Origin of the sequence: Flavilitoribacter nigricans DSM 23189 = NBRC 102662 (genome assembly GCF_002646595.1) — a bacterium.
In the GTDB taxonomy this organism is placed as follows: Bacteria; Bacteroidota; Bacteroidia; order Chitinophagales; family Saprospiraceae; genus Flavilitoribacter; species Flavilitoribacter nigricans.
Map to the genome: position 1 here is coordinate 55,661 of NZ_PDUD01000025.1, position 18,661 is coordinate 74,321.

Genomic DNA, 18,661 nt, shown 5'->3' on the forward strand with positions numbered 1-18,661 from the left:
CTAATTTAAAAACGATGCGTAAAGAACCGCTAATTAGTCCGTTTTCACTGGATCTTCCGGGTTAATTTATCGTGATCATTTTTTACAATTTTGGGGTAGTGTAGTGAGCGGTCTGCGGAAGAGGATCGCCGGAGTATTCGGTCATTAACGGAACTTTAACCCGCCAAAGCTGTTCTTTTATCAATATTTCCCGTCTTAAAGGCGTTAGGAAAACTAGAAAAATCCGAATTAAAGGATAAAACATAAATAATTCAAATTATTCCAACAGATGAGAAGCTTACTGCTAATTATAATCGTTTTTGCTGCCGTCTGGACCACAGAGGCTCAGGTGCGCGAAAGTGAACAGTATACCAAGGCCGAGCATTCGGATCCGCAGGCAAAAGCCATTCTGGATAAGCTCCGCAAAAAATACGACGCCTACAACTCTCTGGAAGCAGACTTCACCCTGGAGATCCAGTTCCCGGAGCAACCCAAAGAAGTACAGAAAGGAACGCTGATCCGGCAGGGAGACAAGTACAAACTGGACCTCGCCAGCCAGTCGGTCGTTTCCGACGGTAAAGCGCTCTGGTTGATCCTGCACAACAACAAGGAAGTACAGATCAACAATGTACCCGATCCGGATGAGGTGGATGAATCTCTGCTCACCCCGGAAGCTCTGTTTAATTTTTACGAAAAAGGTAAATACGTCTACCAGTTCGTTAACGAATTTACGGAGAAAGGAAAACTGGTACAGCATATAGAATTCAAGCCCCTGGATCAGTACTCCGGTTATTCCAAACTGCGGCTGGTGGTGGACAAGCGGAAGAACGAGATCGTCAGCGTAACGGCTTTTGCCAAAGACGGTTCCCGTTATGTATTCAATATCGGTACCTTCCTGCCCAATAAATCCTACGCGTCGAATTTCTTTACTTTCGACAAATCGAAATATTCCGATTATTACGTGGAAGATCTGCGAGACTGATCACCGCATTATGAACAACAACAGTTCCGGCCGTTTACGGACGGATACCCGGTGATCGCAAATTTTTCATTCAAAAGATAACGCTTTCCTGTTTCCCGGTATTAAACCACAGGAAAGTTCGAAAAGGGATAGTAGCCTCGGAGCGGTTCAGCTCCGGGGCTTTTTTATGCCCGGTCTCCTCGGGAATGACCTTCAAAAAGACCCCGGTTTTCCGGATGATATAGCATCCGGCTTGTTATATTGCAGTTTTAACAATTTAGCACTAAGAATGCCAAAAATGCTATCATTATGACCTGCCAAAAAACGTTCCCAAACCGGGGAGATCAAATGTATAAACGATTTCGAGGACTCTACCTGCAGCTGTTCGTATTACTGGCGCTGGGCCTGGGTGCCTGCCAAACGCCCCAACCGGCTACCAGCACTACTGCCGCTAAGGAAGATCCGATCGAGTTCATCATCCTGCAACTGAACGATGTCTACGAGATCGCACCGCTGGAAGGTGGAAAATTCGGTGGATTGGCCCGGGTGGCTACCCTGAAAAAACAACTGCTGCGGGAGAATCCCAATACCATCGCGGTTTTATCCGGCGACTTTTTGAGTCCGTCCTTTATCGGTACCCTGCGGATGGACGACGGCGACCGGATCGCCGGTCTGCAAATGGTGGAGACCCTGAATGCCATGGGCATGGATTACGTTACTTTCGGAAACCACGAATTTGATCTGAGTAATGTGGAAGTGCTCAAAAAACGCATCGACCAAAGCGATTTCAGGTTCGTGTGTGCCAATGCCAAACTGGTGGAAAACGGGATGACCAAATCCTTCTCCCAGAAAGGTGCCGCGGTGCCGGACTACGTGATCCACGAGATCCGGAATGCGGGCGGAGACCTGATGAAACTGGCAATTACCGGTCTGGTCTTGCCCTTCGCCAAACAGGATTATGTAGAGTACCTGCCCGTAGAAGAGACCTTTCGCAAAGTATCCGCAGAAATGGAAGAAGTGGCGGACGTTTCCGTTGCCCTGACCCATCTGGCGGCCAGAGATGATATCGCCCTGGCTAAAGCCGTGCCGGGTTTCCCGCTGTTCATGGGTGGGCACGAACACGTGAACATGAGCTTTTACATCGAAAATACCGTGATCACCAAAGCGGATGCAAACGCCAAAACGGCCTACGTCCACCGGGGCACCTATTATCCCAGCACGGGCCAGGTTTCCCTGCGCTCTTCGCTGATCACGATCGATGATAAACTGGCCGAAGATCCCGCCACGAAAGTAGTGGTGGACAAATGGCTCGGAGCGGTAGACGATATCGCGCAGAATATGGGTTTCAATCCCGCGCGGGAGCTGATGGTGGCCGAACAAACGCTGATCTGTACGGAAGCCCTGATCCGTTCCCAGCCGACCAATTACGGTGGATTGACCACCCGTGCTTTTGAGGCCGTCTGGCCGGATGCCGATGTGTATCTGTTGAACAGCGGTTCGATGCGCCTGGATGATAACCTGGAAGGGACCGTTACGGAGTACGATGTGCTGCGCACTTATCCCTTTGGCGGACCTATTGTAAAAATGGAATTGCACGGTGAGGAGATGGGCAAATTACTGAAAACCGGCTTATTCCTGAATAAAGGCGAGGGGGGCTATTTTCAAACGCTGTACGTACAGCCGGCCGGTCAAACCTTTACCGTTAAGGGCGAAACGATAGATCCGGGTAAGACTTATTCCGTAGTGCTACCGCAGTTTGTGGCCGAGGGAAAGGAAGCTAACCTGGAGTTCCTGGCGGATCACAAATTTGAAACGCAGAAAACCTTTAATACAGCGGACGGCAAAACCGTCAATAACGATATGCGAAATATCGTGATCTACTTTATGGATAAGATCGGTCGTTTCTAGGCAGGAAAAGGTACTTTTTTTAATACGAATAGCTCCCGCAGCACATCGCTGCGGGAGCTATTATTGAGTAAGACCGGAAGAGACTGATCTTTACTTATCGGTGGCTGATCAGAAGATCCGTCCATCTGAATTTCTACCCTCAAGGGTAATATCCGGATGGGCTGCTCTGAATTCCTGCAGCATGCTTTTCAGCCGGTTCTCATCCACATTTTCTTTCAACTGGAACAGCAACGGAAAGTGAAAATCGGCAGCCGGAGGTTCGGTGAGGAAGACCTTACGGTTACCGGGCGTATTGTTGTTGATCTCGAAGTAGCCGTAATAACCGGAACGGTAATCGGCCGGAGCACCAAACCCGGTCAGCCGGTCGGTCAACTCGGCATTCAGGGCTTCCCATTCGGTTTCCTTACAAACGACGTAGCCCCAAAAGGCATCCGCCGGCATTTTCTGGAGATTATTGTGCAGGAAGATGATGCCTTCCTGCGTTTCCATTTTTATGGTATAATTATCGTCACTAACGGTAAGTTGCCCGTTATTCACCACCGTATTCCGCAGTGCTACGTTGAACTTGTAGGTACCATTGGTAAGTTGGGTGGCGTATACCTCGGATTTGGCCGGTGCGGTTCCTCCCTTGCAATCCGCCGGCGGTAGTATGCGGTTGATGGACAGTTCGATCTCCCGACCCAGGGTGTAATAATCTGTCTCGATACTGCCGTTGAGGCATTCCTGATCTTTAATAGTCCGGATCTTGAACCTTAATTGACGATTGGTGGGATGCAGATACTCCTGCAGATCGATATAAAATTCTGGCTCTAAATCGGTAATAATGATGGGCTGCTTTAGTTCTTCTAATTTACAGCTACCCAGGCAAAGAATTGCCAGAACAAACAGCGGACTTAAGTGTAAAAATATTTTCATGTAGCCTTTTCGATTTTTGAGTAGAAGCAAGCTGTTTTCTTCGGGCTTCAGCCCTAAGATCTATTCACCTATACCATTCCAACGGATATGAAAACGCAATGTTTCCAATATTAGTAAATTGTTTAATTGATTAGTGTTTACTAATCAATTAGTAAAAACCACAGATTGGCTTTAAGATGGTCTCAGGATGTAGTTTTTGACGGATAGCGAAAATCAGGGCCTTATATTAGGGAACGCCCTGCCGCCTGATTTGCTGCCTGTTAAAGTTAAAAAAGAAACTCCTTTTCTTCAAATCGGAGAGGAGAGGGAATATTCTATCCTTAGCGCGCAGATTCCGAACGCGGTAATACTGGGTCATTTTTTAGCACAGCACTGTTGGCTTGGGCTCCCACAGACAGGGCGGCAGACAGCGAACATTTAAAATGCCGTGAAAGTTATTGTTAACACAATTGACTTACATGAAAAAACAGAAGTGGTGGATCTTTGCACTGGTGGGATTAGTGGCGATCGCTATCGCCGTTTTTGTGGCAGAAGGATATTTGAAAAAGAGGATCAAACAGGAACTCCAGATCCAGACTACCTACGGAGATACGCTCCAGATCAGTAAGGTAGATCTGGGAATTCTACGCGGCTGGATGGACATCAATGACCTGGTTATCCGCTGGAATATCCCTCCCAAAGACAGCTCGGCGGAAAGTCTGACCTATCTCATTCGGGGAAAGATCGGTAAAGTACAGTTGAAAGGACTCAGCTTTGCCCAGTATCTTTTCAGGAACAGGATACAGATCAATAAGTTGCTGATTGACAGTTCCGCCCTCGATCTACATTTGATCAAGTCTGCAGCCGACGGCTCGAAAAGCACGCCCGACAGCATGGTGGCCACCGAAAATGAGCTGGCCATCACGATCAACGGCATGGAGATCGCTCCGTCCCGGATCCGCTATTTTGTGGGCGAAGAGGCGAAACCGCGTTTCGAAGTGGATGCCATTAGTCTGAACATCGAAGAATTCCATTATCCACAGGTATCCGATACAAGCAGCTATGTTAATCATTTTTCCTGGGAAGCCAAGGGACTCCGGTACAGCCGGGCCGAACAGTTCTCCGATCTGTTGATCGCCAATTCTTCCGGTAGTTCGCAGGACAGCAGTCTTACTTTTTCCCAACTACAATTTCTTCCCCTATACTCTAAGGCCGAGTACAGCCGTCATCTGAAGCACAAGGACAGTCGGGTGGAGATCAACGCCGGTCAAGGCGGTCTAAAAGGCCTGGACTGGTTCGCACTGCTGTCCGGAGGCCATATTCGGGCCCGTTCCTTCACGATGGACAGTTGTTTTATCGAAGTATACGAAGACAGTCGCCTGCCGGTGGACGAAACCCGCTACAAAAGTCTGTATCAGGAAAAACTCCTACATGCCGGAGTCGATATTTCAGTAGATACCGCCAAATTTCGTCACAGTAAATTGACCTTCGAAATGCGCCCGGATGATCCACAGCCGCAGGTCGGTTTTCTAAATTTCCTGGATCTGGATGCCGTGCTGTCCAATATTACCAATGATTCCGCGGAGATCGCCCGGGATCCGCTGTTGCGGGCCCAGGTCAATACGGTCGTGAACGGAGAGAGTGAACTGAAGGCCTATTTTACCTTTGATCTTTCCTCCCGCGATTACGCCTATACCTATTCCGGTGAAATGCACGGATTCGACCTGCCGGAGTTCAATACCATATTAATGGAGACCTCGCAAATGAAGATCGCTGCGGGCCGCATGCAGCGTCTGAGTTATCGGGTAGACGCAGATAAGCGCATATCTACCGGAGAAATGCGTATGGATTACAGCGATCTGAAGATCGAGTGGCTGGAAGGACACAACAAGCTGGCCGCCCTGGCCCAGAAGATCGTCATGCGGGAACAGAACCCCAAAAACGACAATTACCGGGTAGGGCAGATCTACCACGAGCGGAAGCCGTTTCGTTCATTTTGGAACTCTTATCTGAAGAGCCTGCTGTCCGGTTTGAACTCTACCGCAATGCCTAATTTATTCCTGCCGGATGAGCTGGATGCAAAGAAGGAAAAAATATAAAAAAAAATAAAAGCACCGAACACCACTCAGATCAGCAGGGTTTAAAGAGTGTATTCAACATTGAAAAACAAATATTTACTAACTAAAACTTATTATCATGTTACGCTATGCATTGATTTTCTTCATTATTGCTATTGTTGCCGCCGTTCTTGGATTCGGTGGAGTAGCAGGTGCTATGGCCGGAATCGCTAAAATCCTGTTTTGGGTATTTGTAGTACTGCTTGTAGTATCTCTGCTGTCCGGTGCAGTAAAAAGAGTATAACCTAGAAACCTCTCTTATTGAGGCCCCAGAGTTGGCCTCAGTAGACTAATCGTAAGATTAACTTACAGCAGTACAAATATCATGTATTGTTCAACCAATTCGGTCCTGTTCGGTAGAGAGCAGGACCGAATTTTTTTAAGCCTAAAACGTAAATATGGAAAACCTGAAAAAGACACTGATAAAAGCCGCAAGAAAAGCCCACCAGGTATTTGATGAATTAAAAGACCGCCCTTCCTCCGACCCCATAAAGATCGAGTCCTATACCGGATATGCCTCCCAGGACCGCATGTTTCTCAAAGGTCGCGTACTGGAAGATGATAATATCATGGTCACCAAAAGCTACGAAGAACTCAAAAGAATTTTCTACAGTTTTAAACGCTTCGAAACCGACGAAATACCGGGCGTGAAAGTATTGCTCTATCTCGATGATCACGAATTTCAGGTATATACCGACGAAGAAGGATTTTATACCCTGGATATAGCCACACCGGATTCCATCAACGTGAAGCCGGGCGAATGGATCAGAGGGTACGCCGAACTGCCCGATATTGTGGGCGATGACGGCCCCGTCCGTGGTACCATTAAACTGAGGGTGCCGGATAGTGAAGCCAGTTACGGAGTGATCAGCGATATTGATGATACCATCCTGCAGACCCACGTTACCTCTCTTTTTCAGTTGAAAATGATGTTTGTTACGCTGTTTAAGGAAGCTTCTCAGCGGCTGGCGATGGAGGGTATGGTAGAATTGTACCAGGAAATGTCGACCACTCCGGTAGGCGGGAAAAATCCGTTTTTCTACGTCTCGAACTCTCCCTGGAATATCTATCCGATGCTGGTCGAATTTCTGAAGTTGAATGAATTGCCTTCCGGTCCGGTTCTTTTACGTGATTTCGGTTTTGGCATGCTCCACCAGAATGAAGGTTACCGGGGCCATAAGATCGAGACGATCAGTCATATTTTCCGTGCTTATCCGGATATGCAATTCATCCTTTTCGGCGATAGTGGCTCCAAGGATGCCGACGTCTATCTCAATCTGGCCCTGGAATTCCCGGATCAGATCAAAACGATTTATATCCGCCATCTGAAAGATACCAAAAACGCCCGTCGGGTGGCCAATCTCATCAACCAGAAAGGTGAAGTGGACGCCATCATCATCGATAGTACCCGGGAGATCGCAGCGGATGCCCGCGAAAAAGGATACGTGAGCGAAAAGTTTGTACTCACGGAAGTCGAAGCCGACGAATAGGCCATTTTCAAACCTGTGCTGCGGTGTTCCGCAGCACCTCCTTTTCCCTTCTCCCCGCATGCTATTGTTTGTCCATTCCTCCCCTTGGTCCCGCTATCCAGGCCCGGACCGAACCTTAAACCACTTATAAAGATTAATAAAGCAGACCGAATTAATAAATATGCGACAGAAAATTATAACAGCTATTGTTTTAAGTGTGTTGTTGGCCAGCTGTGCCAACTACCGTTTGAATTATGCCCCGGAAGTTGAAAACTGGGAGCAGGAGAGCACCGCGCCCGACTCCGAACAACCGTATTCCCTCTATTTGATCGGAGATGTCGGCGAAGCCTCCAAAAAAGGAACCGTCAGCGGCTACGATCTGCTGGTGCGCCACCTGGACAATCGTAACGAAGAAAGCGGCATTATCTTTCTGGGTAATAACCTGGACCGCAAAAAGAAAAAAACTTCCAAAGACGATCTGGAAAAAGAACTACTGGGCCGTCTGGAAAAGATCAAGGATTTTCCGGGCGATCTGTTTTTCCTGCCCGGAGAGAGTGACTGGGCCATCGACGGACTGGAAGGTATCGATTGGCAACAGGAACTGATCGAAGACTATCTGGACCGGGATGACATCTGGGTACCCAAACCCGGCTGCAGCGGCCCGGAAGAGATCGATTTGACCGAAAATGTCGTCTTACTGCTGGCGGATTCTGAATGGTATCTGCGCGACTGGGAAGGAGAGATCGATATCAATAACGACTGTGATGTGAAAAGCCGGGACGTATTTCGCTGGCTGGTTAACGAAGAGATGAAAAGCAATCGTCATAAGAATACGGTCGTCGCTATGCACCATCCGCTGATCAGCTACGGTCCGCACGGCGGTTCCCACCATATTAAAGAACACCTGTTCCCTCTGACGGCTGTTAACGAAAACCTCTACGTACCGCTGCCCATAGTGGGCTCCTTAACTACTTTCCTGAGAGCCAGTATTGGCAACCGCCGCGATATCGTCCATCCGGTTTACCAGGAGTTGGTCGATGCTTTTATGAATCCGGCCCGGCAGAACGGTCGTTTTATTTTTGCCGGAGCCCACGATCAAAGTCTGCAACATATCGAGCGCGACAGTCAGGTATTCATCGTCAGTGGTGCGGGAAGTAGCAAGACTACCGCAGTACATACCGGAAAAGACTCCGATTTCGCCTATAGCCGCCCGGGATTTTCCAAAATCGATTTTTACGAAAATGGCTCGGCCTGGGTAGAATACTGGGTGACTGATCCTTACGAAAAGGACGGTAAACTGGTCTACAGAAAACAGATCAAAGAGCCTTTCCCGGAAAAAGTAGATCCTCCCGAGCCATATTTTGATCCCATTGCTCCCGGGGAGACCGTAAAAGTGAATGTCAGCGATCGCAATTACCAGCGAGGTGGCTTCTGGCGCTTTTTGTTCGGTGAGCACTATCGCGATGTGTACCACGCTGAGATTGAAGTTCCCTTGTTTGACCTTACGCGGTTTAACGGTGGGGTAGAGCCCGTCAAACGCGGTGGTGGCGCACAAACCAATTCATTGCGCCTGGAAGATAAAGCCGGCCGTCAGTATAATCTGCGGTCAATTGATAAGGATGCTACCCGCACCGTACCCTATCCCTTTAATAAATCGGTAGTATTGGGTCTGGTAGAGGATAATTTCAGTGCCTCCCATCCCCTGGGTGCCCTGGCTTCAGCTAAACTTTCCGAAGTAGTGGATATCCCCCATACCAAGCCACAGGTAGTTTACCTGCCCCGACAAGCGGCCCTCGGTGACTACAATGATGACTATGCTGACGCTTTATATCTCATAGAAGAGCGACCGGATGATGAAGTGTGGGAGGACGACGAATCCTACGGCTTTCCGGAAGACATTGAAGATACGGAAGGTATGCTGGAAGAAATCCATGAAGATCACGATCGTGTACTGGATGATGAGATGCTGGTTTTTTACCGCCTCTTCGATATGATGATCGGGGACTGGGACCGGCACGACGACCAGTGGCAATGGGGGCAACACGACGAGGACAGTCTGACGGTTTACAGGCCGATCCCCCGCGACCGGGATCAGGTCTTCAGCCATTACGATGGAGCTTCTGGTTTTTTGGTACGTCAAACGGCGCCTGTCGCCAAGCAGTTCAAGCCATTCCGGGCGCGTATCCGAAATACCAAATGGGATAACTACGGTGCCCATTTCCTCGATCAAACCATGCTTACGGGCCTGGAGTGGTCGGATTGGGAAGCTGCGGTAAAGCACCTGCAGGAAGCCTTTACGGATGAGGTTATTGCTAAAGCCTTGAAAGATGCCTGGCCCGAGAGTATCTATTCCATTAGCGGGCCGGAAATACTCCGCAAAACGATATCCCGTCGGGACCAACTTATGGATGCAGCCCGGGAGCGTTATCTGTTCCTCGCGCGGCGTGTAGATGTGGTCGGTACTACGGAACGCGATCTCTTTTTAGTGGAACAGCTGGATAATGACCGGATCCGGGTGCGGGTATACGATACCAATGATGAGCGGGAAAAAGAATTTCTTTTTTTCGACCGTACCTTTCTGAAAAAGGAAACTAAAGAGATCAGTCTATATGCACTGGATGATGAAGATGTTTTTGAGTTAAAAGGAAACGGTAAAGGTGGTCCGCGATTGAACCTGCTTGGAGGTTTGGGTGAGGATATTTACGAAAATGATGGAATGGACCTGCCCATGCATATTTACGATACCGATGAAGAAGAGAAGACCGAGATCAAAGGAGATAATGGCTTTACCCGCCACCTCAGCGATGATCCGACAAAAAATATTTATGATCGTAAAGCACCGGCTTACGAATACAATTTCGGAAGTTATTTCCCCAGTTTTGCCTTCAATCCCGAAGACGGACTTTTCCTGGGATTTAACGCCAAGTATACGACCTATGGATTTAAAAAGGCGCCGTTTGCCAGTCTGCAAAACCTGAATGTGGGTTTTGCCCTGCAAACGAAAGGGGTGGTCCTGAATTATAAAGGCATCTTCACCGATCTTTTCGGACTCTGGGATTTTCAACTGGGACTGGATGCACAGACCCCGCTCTACACCAATAATTTCTACGGTTATGGAAACAATACCGTCGACTTCCAGGTCACTGAGGACCGGGACCGCGATTACCACCGCATCCGCCTGGCCAAAGCCAGTCTTTATCCGGCCCTGTTGCGTAAATACAATTCCGGCGCCACCTTGGAATTTGGTCCGACCCTGGAATATTTCCAGCTGGATAACAGTACCGACCGTTTTATCGGTACTATCGAAGAGTCACTGCCGGGCGATATATTCGAACCTAAATGGTACGGTGGCGTGCGCGGGATCTATAACTACCGCAATCAGGACGATAATATCCGGCCTACGCGGGGGATTGCCGCGAAGGTGACCGGTGGCTGGAAAAAACAGTTCAGTGTACCGGGGCAGCAGTTCTCCTACCTAAATGCTTCATTCTCGTTCTATCAAAAACTGGAGCCGAAGGGTCGCATCGTATTCGCTACCCGGGTGGGAGTTGATCACCGCTTCAACGATCGCTTCGAATTCTACCAGGCCTCTACCATTGGCGGATCGGGCCCGGAGGCTAATTTCCGGGGTTTAAGACGGGATCGTTTTACGGGTAGATCGGCATTTTATCAGAATATTGATCTGCGGGTAACGATCCTGAATTCCGGTGATTGGGCATTACCCATGTCAGTGGGTATACTCGGTGGTTTTGATCACGGCCGGATCTGGAGCCAGGCCGACGAAACCCAGGGTGGACGTTGGCATTCCAGCTACGGCGGTGGACTTTGGCTGAGCCCGCTCAATATATTTATGCTGAATTTATCCGTCTTCCGGAATGAAGCGGATCAGTACCAGTTTACCGTTCTGGGATCGTACTTCTTCTAATGAAAAGATGAGAAATGAAACATGAGTCCTGAATTTTTTCAGGACTCAAAAATGACCTCGTAGAGGTTAAACATTCGTAGAAAAATAGTCGAAATGCTGATTTCGACCTCAGGGAGGTCGCACAACATAGAGCAATGTGGTAAATGTGCGACCTCCCTGAAGTCGGAAAACGCTTATCCAGGCTAAATTCCACGAATATTAGACCTCTCTGAGGTTATACACCGCCTTTTATCAAATCCGGGGGTGATTCATATTTTATTCATTGGATCGAAAGCTGTCCCGGCAAATAGAGCAGGGGATTCACCGGTTTTTTCTGACTTGGATAAAGGCAGAAGTGCAAATGCGGACCGGCATTGATAGCATTGCCCGTATTGCCCACCGTTCCGATCAGATCACCGGCTTTGACCGTTTGTCCTTCCCGGACGAGTTGGGCGTGTAGATGGGCGTAGTAAACTTTCCATCCGTTTTCGAGGAGCATCCAGATCTGCTTACCGCCGCTGCCACCTTCCTTGACCTTTTCGATCTTTCCGTCGGCAACTGCCAGTATAGCCGTACCCCGCGGCGCACCGATGTCCACACCTTCGTGTCTGCGTTTGCCGCCTTCTCTGGGATCTCCAAAATAAGATATAATATTCTCCAGGCCTTTGCCCTTTACGGGAAAGACCAACTGCACCGGTTGTCTGGGGGTGGTCCCGTTGGCGGGACTATTTTTCTGATCTGCTTTTACTACCTGCTCTGCGGGAACCTCCGGCTTGTGTTTAACCTTTTGGTTCACCAATACACTTTCAGGTTGGTTTTGGGCGAGCGCTTCGGCTTCGAGGCGCTGGGCTTTCTTCTGAATGGCCCATGGCCACAAATAGCAGACTCCCAAGAACAGTGCTACTGAAAAGATAACTGAGCGTTTCTGCAAAATTTTCTCCTTTTTGTTTGTTTGCGCATTTATAACAACGAAATAGATGGAAAATTTGGCTAAAAACCGGGTTTTAAGAAAATTTTATCGTTTAGAGCAAAAAAATACCCGGTATCCGAAATAAAATAGCTTCGGATACCGGGTAATGTTAAAATTTTTATCCCTGCAGCCAGCGGCTGGAGCGAGGGAATAGTATGTTTAATTCTGGTCGTAGAATTTATCAGGATCTACGCGGATCACCTTATCGCCGGATTTCAGCTTCCGGGCAACCGCTGAATAGGGGCCGATCACAATATCGTCCTCTACTTTCAGACCACTGACGATCTCGATGTAGGTATCGTCCTGAATACCGGTAGCCACTACGGCTTTACCCACCGTATCTGCGGGCGTCACCAGGAATATGACTTCTTCCAGTTCCTCGCGGGCTTTCTGATCGTCATTATCCTGATCATCGGAAACCAGTTTGGCGTTGCTGTTCTTTTTGCTTTCCTCTTTTTCCCGGGTAGTTACGGCCTGAATAGGTACACTGGGTACGTTTTCCTTGATCTCCGTAGTAATGTCTACGGAAGCGGACATTCCCGGACGGAAAGGATACTGCTTTTGCGGAGTGATCAGATCTTGGTAAGATTCAGGGCTGAGGCGAATACGAACTTCGAAGTTCGTCACCTGATCGCTCGTTAAAGAAGCCGTAGCCGTGGCGGTCCCGGAGGCCGAGTGAGCGATCTGGCTCACTTTTCCTTTAAACTTCCGGCCGAGGTAGGCATCGATCTCGATCTCGGTTTCATCACCGAGGGTTACACGGGGGATATCGTTCTCACTGACATCTACCCGAACTTCCATCACGCTCAGATCGGCGATCCGCATCATTTCTGTACCGGTCATCTGAATGGTACCTACTACGCGTTCGCCCTGCTCTACATTCAGCATGGAAACGATACCCGAAGTAGGCGCGTAGATCGTGGTCCGGCGCAGTGAGGTTTGCAGTTCCCGCAGGGTAGCCTGAGAGCTTTCCACCTGAAACTGGGAAGCGCGCACGCTTTCCTGCGCAGCACTGATGTTGGCCTCAGCGGCAGCCAGGTTGGCTTCCAGTCCCCGCAGAGAGGACAAAGAGGCCTGAAAATCCGCTTCGGAGATCACACCGTCTTTGATCAGTTTCTCATTCCGTTCGTGAATTTCCCGCGCGTTGGTCAGCTGGGCGGTGATCTGGGCCTTCTGGGCTTTGAGTTGTTCGATCTGAGATTTGGAGTTCGCTACCTGTGCTTTGGCTGCATTAACTCCGGCAACCCCCCGCTCAACCTGTGACTGGTAGGCATCGGGGTCGATCTTAGCCAACAGCTGGCCCTGTACCACGGAGTCGCCTTCTTCAACGTACAGCTCAACGATCTCTCCGGATACATCCGAACTGATCTTTACTTCGACTTCCGGGAAAACTTTCCCACTGGCAGAGACCTGCTCTTTAATGGTGCGGTTTTCAACTTTTTCCACCATCACCCGTTCACCGTCCTCTTTGTTGCTGTTCTTGATGATCATACCGACAACAAGGACTGCAATGAGGCCGACCAGGATGTAGATGATCGTATTTCTTTTGCCTGTACGTTTCGCCATGGTTCAAAATTTAGTAGTGAGATTTCTTTCTGATTAGTCGATCTGGATCTCCCGACCGAGATAAAAGTCGACAACTTTCAAATTAAATAAATATTGGTATTTGGCCTGTATCAGATTTACTTTAGCCCGATCCAGGTTATTAGTTGCAGTAGTGTATTCCAGGGAGTTGATCGCCCCCAGGTCAAAGCGTTTTTGTGCATTGTCAAAAGCAGCCTGAGCGGCTTCCACGGAACGCTGGCTGGCCTGATAGGATTCCCGGGCCGCCTGGGCATCAGCGATGGAACGCTGGACATCAGATTTCAGGTTCTGTTTGATCTGACGATTGTTCAGCTCGGTGTTCTCCATATTGATACGTGCCCGCTGCATATTGACCCGGTTCACGTGGTTGTTATAAATAGGCACACTGAGCGAAAGAAAGATCGACTGACCGAAGTTTTGACTCAACTGATCGGTAAACGGAATGTCCTGATAGCCATCATTTCTTGTTTCCGGAAATTGTACGCTTACCGGCATGTCATTGACGATCACGGTGAAAGGCGTACCGAACTCAGTCCGTTGATTGATCGGCGCGTTGAAGTCCTGGAACCGGTTGGAAAAATTGGTGCTGAGGCTACCGCTTAGTCGCAGGCTCGGCAAAATGTTGCCCTTGGCGATCTTTTCATCCAGAAGTGCGCTTTGCAATCTCAATTCTCCGGCTTCGATCTGGGGTTGTGTACCCAGAGCTGTTGTGTATACCTGTTCTACGTCAATGGCTTCGGGATCAGCATCCGTCGGTACGGTGATTTCCGGTCTTACGATGGTCAGTTCTACCGTAGGGTCCAGTTCCAGCAGTTGTTTAAGGAGCAGGTAATTGATCTTCACGGAATTTCTTGCCTCGATCACCGCCTGCTGATCCAGCGCTAACTGGGCTACGAAATCGAGTCGGTCATTTACGGGTAGAGAACCGGCATTGATCAGTTTATCCGTTTGTTCCAGTTGCTTGGTGGATTGAGCTACCTGCTTTTGAGCATTTGCCAATTGTTCCTCGGCGAGGAGTATGTTCAGGTAAGCACCAGCCACCTGAAGCGAAATATCATTTGCGGCCGCCAGGGCATCTAAATTCGCCGCCTGCAGATTAATCCTCCCCTGTTCAATGGAGTTATTAATGATATTGCCGTTGTAAAGCGTTACCCCGCCGCTGATAGAGAAGCTGGTGGTGGCAATACTTTCCGCAATAAAGGAGTTGGTCGCCGGGTTAATGGTTCTACCGAACTGGTAGCCACCACTGGCATTACCGTTTACACTGGGGAGCCGCTGCATGCGGTTACCGAGGTCATTGATCTGCGCCAGCTCAACAGTATTCAGGGCCGATTTGACCGTAATACTGTTCTTGCGGGCATATTCAATGCATTGTTCCAGCGTCCAGGGGCCGGAGGACTGGCTGAAGGCAGTCGAACCTATCGCCAGCGTGAGTAGAGTTAGTAGGGTGATCTTCTTGAGCATAATACCTTCATTTAAAATGTGGCACAAACGTATAAAAGCGCCTACGGATAGCCGCAAATTTTATATAAATGGAGTTAACTAATGGATGAATGGATAATAGACGCTAAGATACTGAAAGTCTGAAGCCCGGCCGCTTTGGGAGCCGAATAAGAATAGCCCAACTCCGGCGATCCCCTCACCTAAGTCGACCATATCTCCATATGCGAACGTCCGAAGCCCTTGCGCCCAAAGGTAAGAAAGGCTCAATTTGCCAATGCTCTAATCTCCAACCTGCTGCTACCGCTTTACCGTTACCCGTAACGCTTTCAGGCCCTGCACACTTTGCAGTTTGTTGATCTCGAGGTCTTCCACCTCGTCCTCGATATAGTCTTCGTGCTTCAGGAACTCGATGTAGCGGAGGTATTCCTGCCGGTCTTTTTCCTGGAGGTAGACAATGGCCACTTTTCCGGCCTGCGTCAGTCGCTCCTCCGTACCGTTGATGGTAGCTTTGTCGATCCGTTTTTTCAGGATCTCGTAGCGTACGTTATAAGCGCCGTCTACGTCAAACTGCTTTTCATCCATCCGGAAGCGAATGGACAGCGAGTTGGTATAGGCAAAGATCAGCTGAGCGGTCACCAGCGGGACTTCCAGCTTCGTCTGCAGGTTATCGACAATACGGGTGATCTCGCACATGTGGATCATTTGCCACAGGCGGAAATTTTGCAGGTGCATTTCGCTGAAAACTCCCCGGCGCAGGAGGGACTGTCCCAGGTATAGGTCATACTCCACGCCGTCCGTCTTGTATTTTTCAAAATAGTGGGGTAGCAGGCGTTGCATTTCCTGCTGTTCCTTTTCCAGGTATTTACTGATGGTCCGGTTGATCATGGCCACACTGTCCTCGTAGGCGCGGCGTTTTTTGTAAACGATATTGAATTCCGGATCGAGACGGCCGAAATAGGTAGCGATAAAGCCGGATAGTTCCCCGTGGTTGTGGCTGATCTGGCGGAATATGGGGTGTACTTCACCCTGCAGCAGTTCGATGATCCGCGATTCGTCGCTCGAATTAAATTCGCCATCGAGCGTTTTCAGGTCCTGCTCGATATACATCCGCAATTGCTGCAGCAGCGGATAGCGGATCACTTCCAGACACTTTTTAATGGTGTGGTTGGCCAATTGCAGATTGGTGCGCATATCCGCCTGGATGGCATCATTACGCGTGTCCGAGGAGCCGACGATATCGGCCTGTCCGTAGAGTGGGTACACATCATCGAACAGGATGGACGGCGGCTCTTTGCTGATATCCTTTTCCCGGTTTTCCAGGATACTGAAGGCGTTCTCAATGAATTTCCATTCCACACTGGGGTGAACGGCGGTATATTTCTCCCGGATGATGGCCTCGATCCGGTTATCCACTTCATCCCGGCTACGCTCAACGGCCATAGCGAACAGATCGACGATCTGCTTGAATTTCAATTCGATAAAGGAGTGGATCTGAAAGGGGCGGGGAGAGCCGATCTCCAGGATGCCAATGATATTTCCCTTCTTGTTTTTCAGGGGCGCAACGATGATACTCTTGATCCCTTCGGAGATGAGATCCTTTTCGATCGGGGTTTTGTTGGATACGGATTCAAGATCCTCAATGAGTAGTATTTCCCGGTATTTACATACTTTTTCGTAAATGGAATTGGTGTTGGCGTCATTGAGTAAACACTCGTGCTTATGGGCCAGAAAATCAAAGCGGATCCGGTAGCGATGACTCACGGCCTGCTCCATGGGGTAATCGATAGCGGTGATACCCATACGGAGGTCCGGCTGTCGGAAATAAGTGCGCAGCAGCGATTCTAGTTTTTCGACGTTTTCCTGCCCCATTACGGCGTCCTGCCCCAGCAAATGGAATTTGATCCGAGACAGGGATTCCTCCTCGGTAATGTCGGTGAGTTGCCCGACCATAAAACCGTGGAAAGCAAAGTTTTCCGGAGGGAGGTACTTCAGCCACAGATTGATATCGTAAATATTACTGAGCAACTCATTGATCTGCTGCTGGCTCAGGGGCTTGAGTGGCTTGGTGGCCTCAATTTCAATAAAATCGAGGTCGACTATGGTTTTGAAATAGCGGGTCAGATTCGTATCCTCTTCATTGACTGTCAGTGAGATCAACTGATCATCTTCGATCTCCTGATCGTAGAAGCGATTCAGAATAAAGGTGCAGGCCTTGATCACATTAGCGCAATACATCTTATCCATTCCGCCCGGAAGAATGAGGTTGACCTCATTATTCTTCATCATTTTCTGGAGAGCGGGCGTAAAATAGATCGGCTCCATGGAAAAAGGTGGAGATATCTTCGCCAGTCTTTTATCGCGTCCGGCCGGCGGGATGAGAAAAAGCATCATCATCTCCGCGATCTCCATATTCTTCTTGATCACACTGATATCCTGGATCGGTTCCCGGAATTCGGGAGCTTCTTCCAGACGGTCCAGAATGGCCTGCGCCAGGAAGGCCTCACTTTGATTTCCATCTTTGGCCCGCTTCTCGATCAATTTGATCAATGGGATCATGCTGAAATGCGATTTGAACGGCAATTCCTTCATGCCCATTTCCTTAAAGAGGTCACCATCAGCCGTATAGCGGATGTTTTCCGTCTTCGTAGGAGGGGTCATATTTATGGTCATTTCCATAGTCTATAGAATTATTCTCCTTAAAAACAACAAAAAGCACGGAAAAGATGAGTCAGGCGGTCTACAATTAAAGTTTTGGCTATTAGTGGAATAGAATGGAAAAATGGCTAACTTAGCTTTTCACTATTTTCAGTTCATTTTGAAACTTACCGTACATGACGTTGGAAGAAGGCAAAGAGAAGTTCATTCAGTCCTGGGGAGCACTGGGATCGAGTTGGGGCATCAACCGGACAATGGCGCAGATACACGCCTTATTGCTCGTGTCTCCGGAGGCTTTATGTGCCGATGACATCATGGACGAACTACAGATCTCCCGCGGTAATGTCAACATGAATCTGCGGGCTCTGATCGACTGGGGACTGGTCTACAAAGAATTGAAAACCGGTGAACGCCGGGAATATTTTGTAGCCGAAAAGGACATGTGGGAAGTAGTGAAAAATATAATCGTGCAGCGGAAAAAGAAAGAACTGGAACCCATGTTGAGGGTGCTGGATGATCTGGCAAAGGTGGAAGAGGACAGCCCCGAAGCTAAAGAGTTTGCCGAAGTGATCCGCGATATCAAATTGTTCTCCAGTAAGGCGGACTCCACCCTGGATACGCTGACCCGGGCCGATTCAAACTGGTTTGTCGGGACTTTCATGAAAATGATCCGCTAAAAAGCGAAAAGCCGCACAACCCGAAGGTCTGACGGCTTTTCATTCCCATTTATTTCGTAGGTAAATCCAATACCCGGCACCGGTGATCCGGTACCCGGCA

12 protein-coding genes are annotated in these 18,661 nt (G+C 49.0%); 7 read left to right on the top strand and 5 right to left on the bottom strand.

Annotated features, from left to right (window positions below; genetic code table 11):
• The first annotated feature begins 268 nt into the window (after positions 1 to 268).
• Positions 269 to 961 (top strand): LolA family protein, encoded by a 693-nt coding sequence (locus tag CRP01_RS20695; protein ID WP_099152010.1) that lies wholly within the window; start codon positions 269 to 271, stop codon positions 959 to 961.
• Positions 962 to 1,288: 327 nt separating this feature from the next.
• Positions 1,289 to 2,848: a bifunctional metallophosphatase/5'-nucleotidase gene (locus CRP01_RS20700; RefSeq protein ID WP_170110471.1), complete on the top strand. Its 1,560-nt coding sequence runs from the start codon at positions 1,289 to 1,291 to the stop codon at positions 2,846 to 2,848.
• A 108-nt stretch (positions 2,849 to 2,956) separates the two neighbouring features.
• Here CRP01_RS20700 and CRP01_RS20705 read toward each other — a convergent pair whose 3' ends face one another.
• On the bottom strand, positions 2,957 to 3,763 hold the full coding sequence (locus CRP01_RS20705; protein WP_099152012.1) for a hypothetical protein: 807 nt from the start codon (positions 3,761 to 3,763) through the stop codon (positions 2,957 to 2,959).
• 458 nt (positions 3,764 to 4,221) lie between these two features.
• On the opposite strand from CRP01_RS20705, the gene CRP01_RS20710 reads away from it, so the two are divergent.
• From CRP01_RS20710 to CRP01_RS20725, 4 genes are all read left to right on the top strand, one after another.
• Entirely contained in the window at positions 4,222 to 5,841 is a 1,620-nt protein-coding gene (locus CRP01_RS20710; RefSeq protein WP_099152013.1) for an AsmA family protein, read from the top strand.
• A 97-nt stretch (positions 5,842 to 5,938) separates the two neighbouring features.
• Positions 5,939 to 6,103, top strand: coding sequence for a DUF1328 domain-containing protein (locus CRP01_RS20715; RefSeq protein ID WP_099152014.1), 165 nt, complete (start codon positions 5,939 to 5,941; stop codon positions 6,101 to 6,103).
• Between the two features lie 154 nt (positions 6,104 to 6,257).
• Positions 6,258 to 7,349, top strand: a complete 1,092-nt coding sequence (locus tag CRP01_RS20720) for an App1 family protein (protein WP_099152015.1) — start codon at positions 6,258 to 6,260, stop codon at positions 7,347 to 7,349.
• 160 nt (positions 7,350 to 7,509) lie between these two features.
• Complete coding sequence (locus tag CRP01_RS20725; protein ID WP_143473472.1) at positions 7,510 to 11,253, top strand: BamA/TamA family outer membrane protein; 3,744 nt, start codon at positions 7,510 to 7,512, stop codon at positions 11,251 to 11,253.
• A gap of 259 nt (positions 11,254 to 11,512) precedes the next feature.
• Here the strand turns inward: CRP01_RS20725 and CRP01_RS20730 are convergent, their stop codons facing one another.
• From CRP01_RS20730 to CRP01_RS20745, 4 genes are all read right to left on the bottom strand, one after another.
• Complete coding sequence (locus tag CRP01_RS20730; protein WP_170110472.1) at positions 11,513 to 12,163, bottom strand: M23 family metallopeptidase; 651 nt, start codon at positions 12,161 to 12,163, stop codon at positions 11,513 to 11,515.
• A 198-nt stretch (positions 12,164 to 12,361) separates the two neighbouring features.
• Positions 12,362 to 13,768, bottom strand: coding sequence for an HlyD family secretion protein (locus CRP01_RS20735; RefSeq protein ID WP_099152018.1), 1,407 nt, complete (start codon positions 13,766 to 13,768; stop codon positions 12,362 to 12,364).
• 33 nt (positions 13,769 to 13,801) lie between these two features.
• Positions 13,802 to 15,250 carry a TolC family protein gene (locus tag CRP01_RS20740; protein ID WP_099152019.1) on the bottom strand — a complete coding sequence of 483 codons (1,449 nt, stop codon included), beginning with the start codon at positions 15,248 to 15,250 and terminating at the stop codon, positions 13,802 to 13,804.
• A gap of 276 nt (positions 15,251 to 15,526) precedes the next feature.
• On the bottom strand, positions 15,527 to 17,905 hold the full coding sequence (locus tag CRP01_RS20745; RefSeq protein WP_143473473.1) for a GAF domain-containing protein: 2,379 nt from the start codon (positions 17,903 to 17,905) through the stop codon (positions 15,527 to 15,529).
• Positions 17,906 to 18,060: 155 nt separating this feature from the next.
• Between CRP01_RS20745 and CRP01_RS20750 the strand changes: the two genes are divergently transcribed.
• Complete coding sequence (locus tag CRP01_RS20750) at positions 18,061 to 18,561, top strand: GbsR/MarR family transcriptional regulator (RefSeq protein WP_099152021.1); 501 nt, start codon at positions 18,061 to 18,063, stop codon at positions 18,559 to 18,561.
• The last annotated feature ends 100 nt before the right edge of the window (positions 18,562 to 18,661 follow it).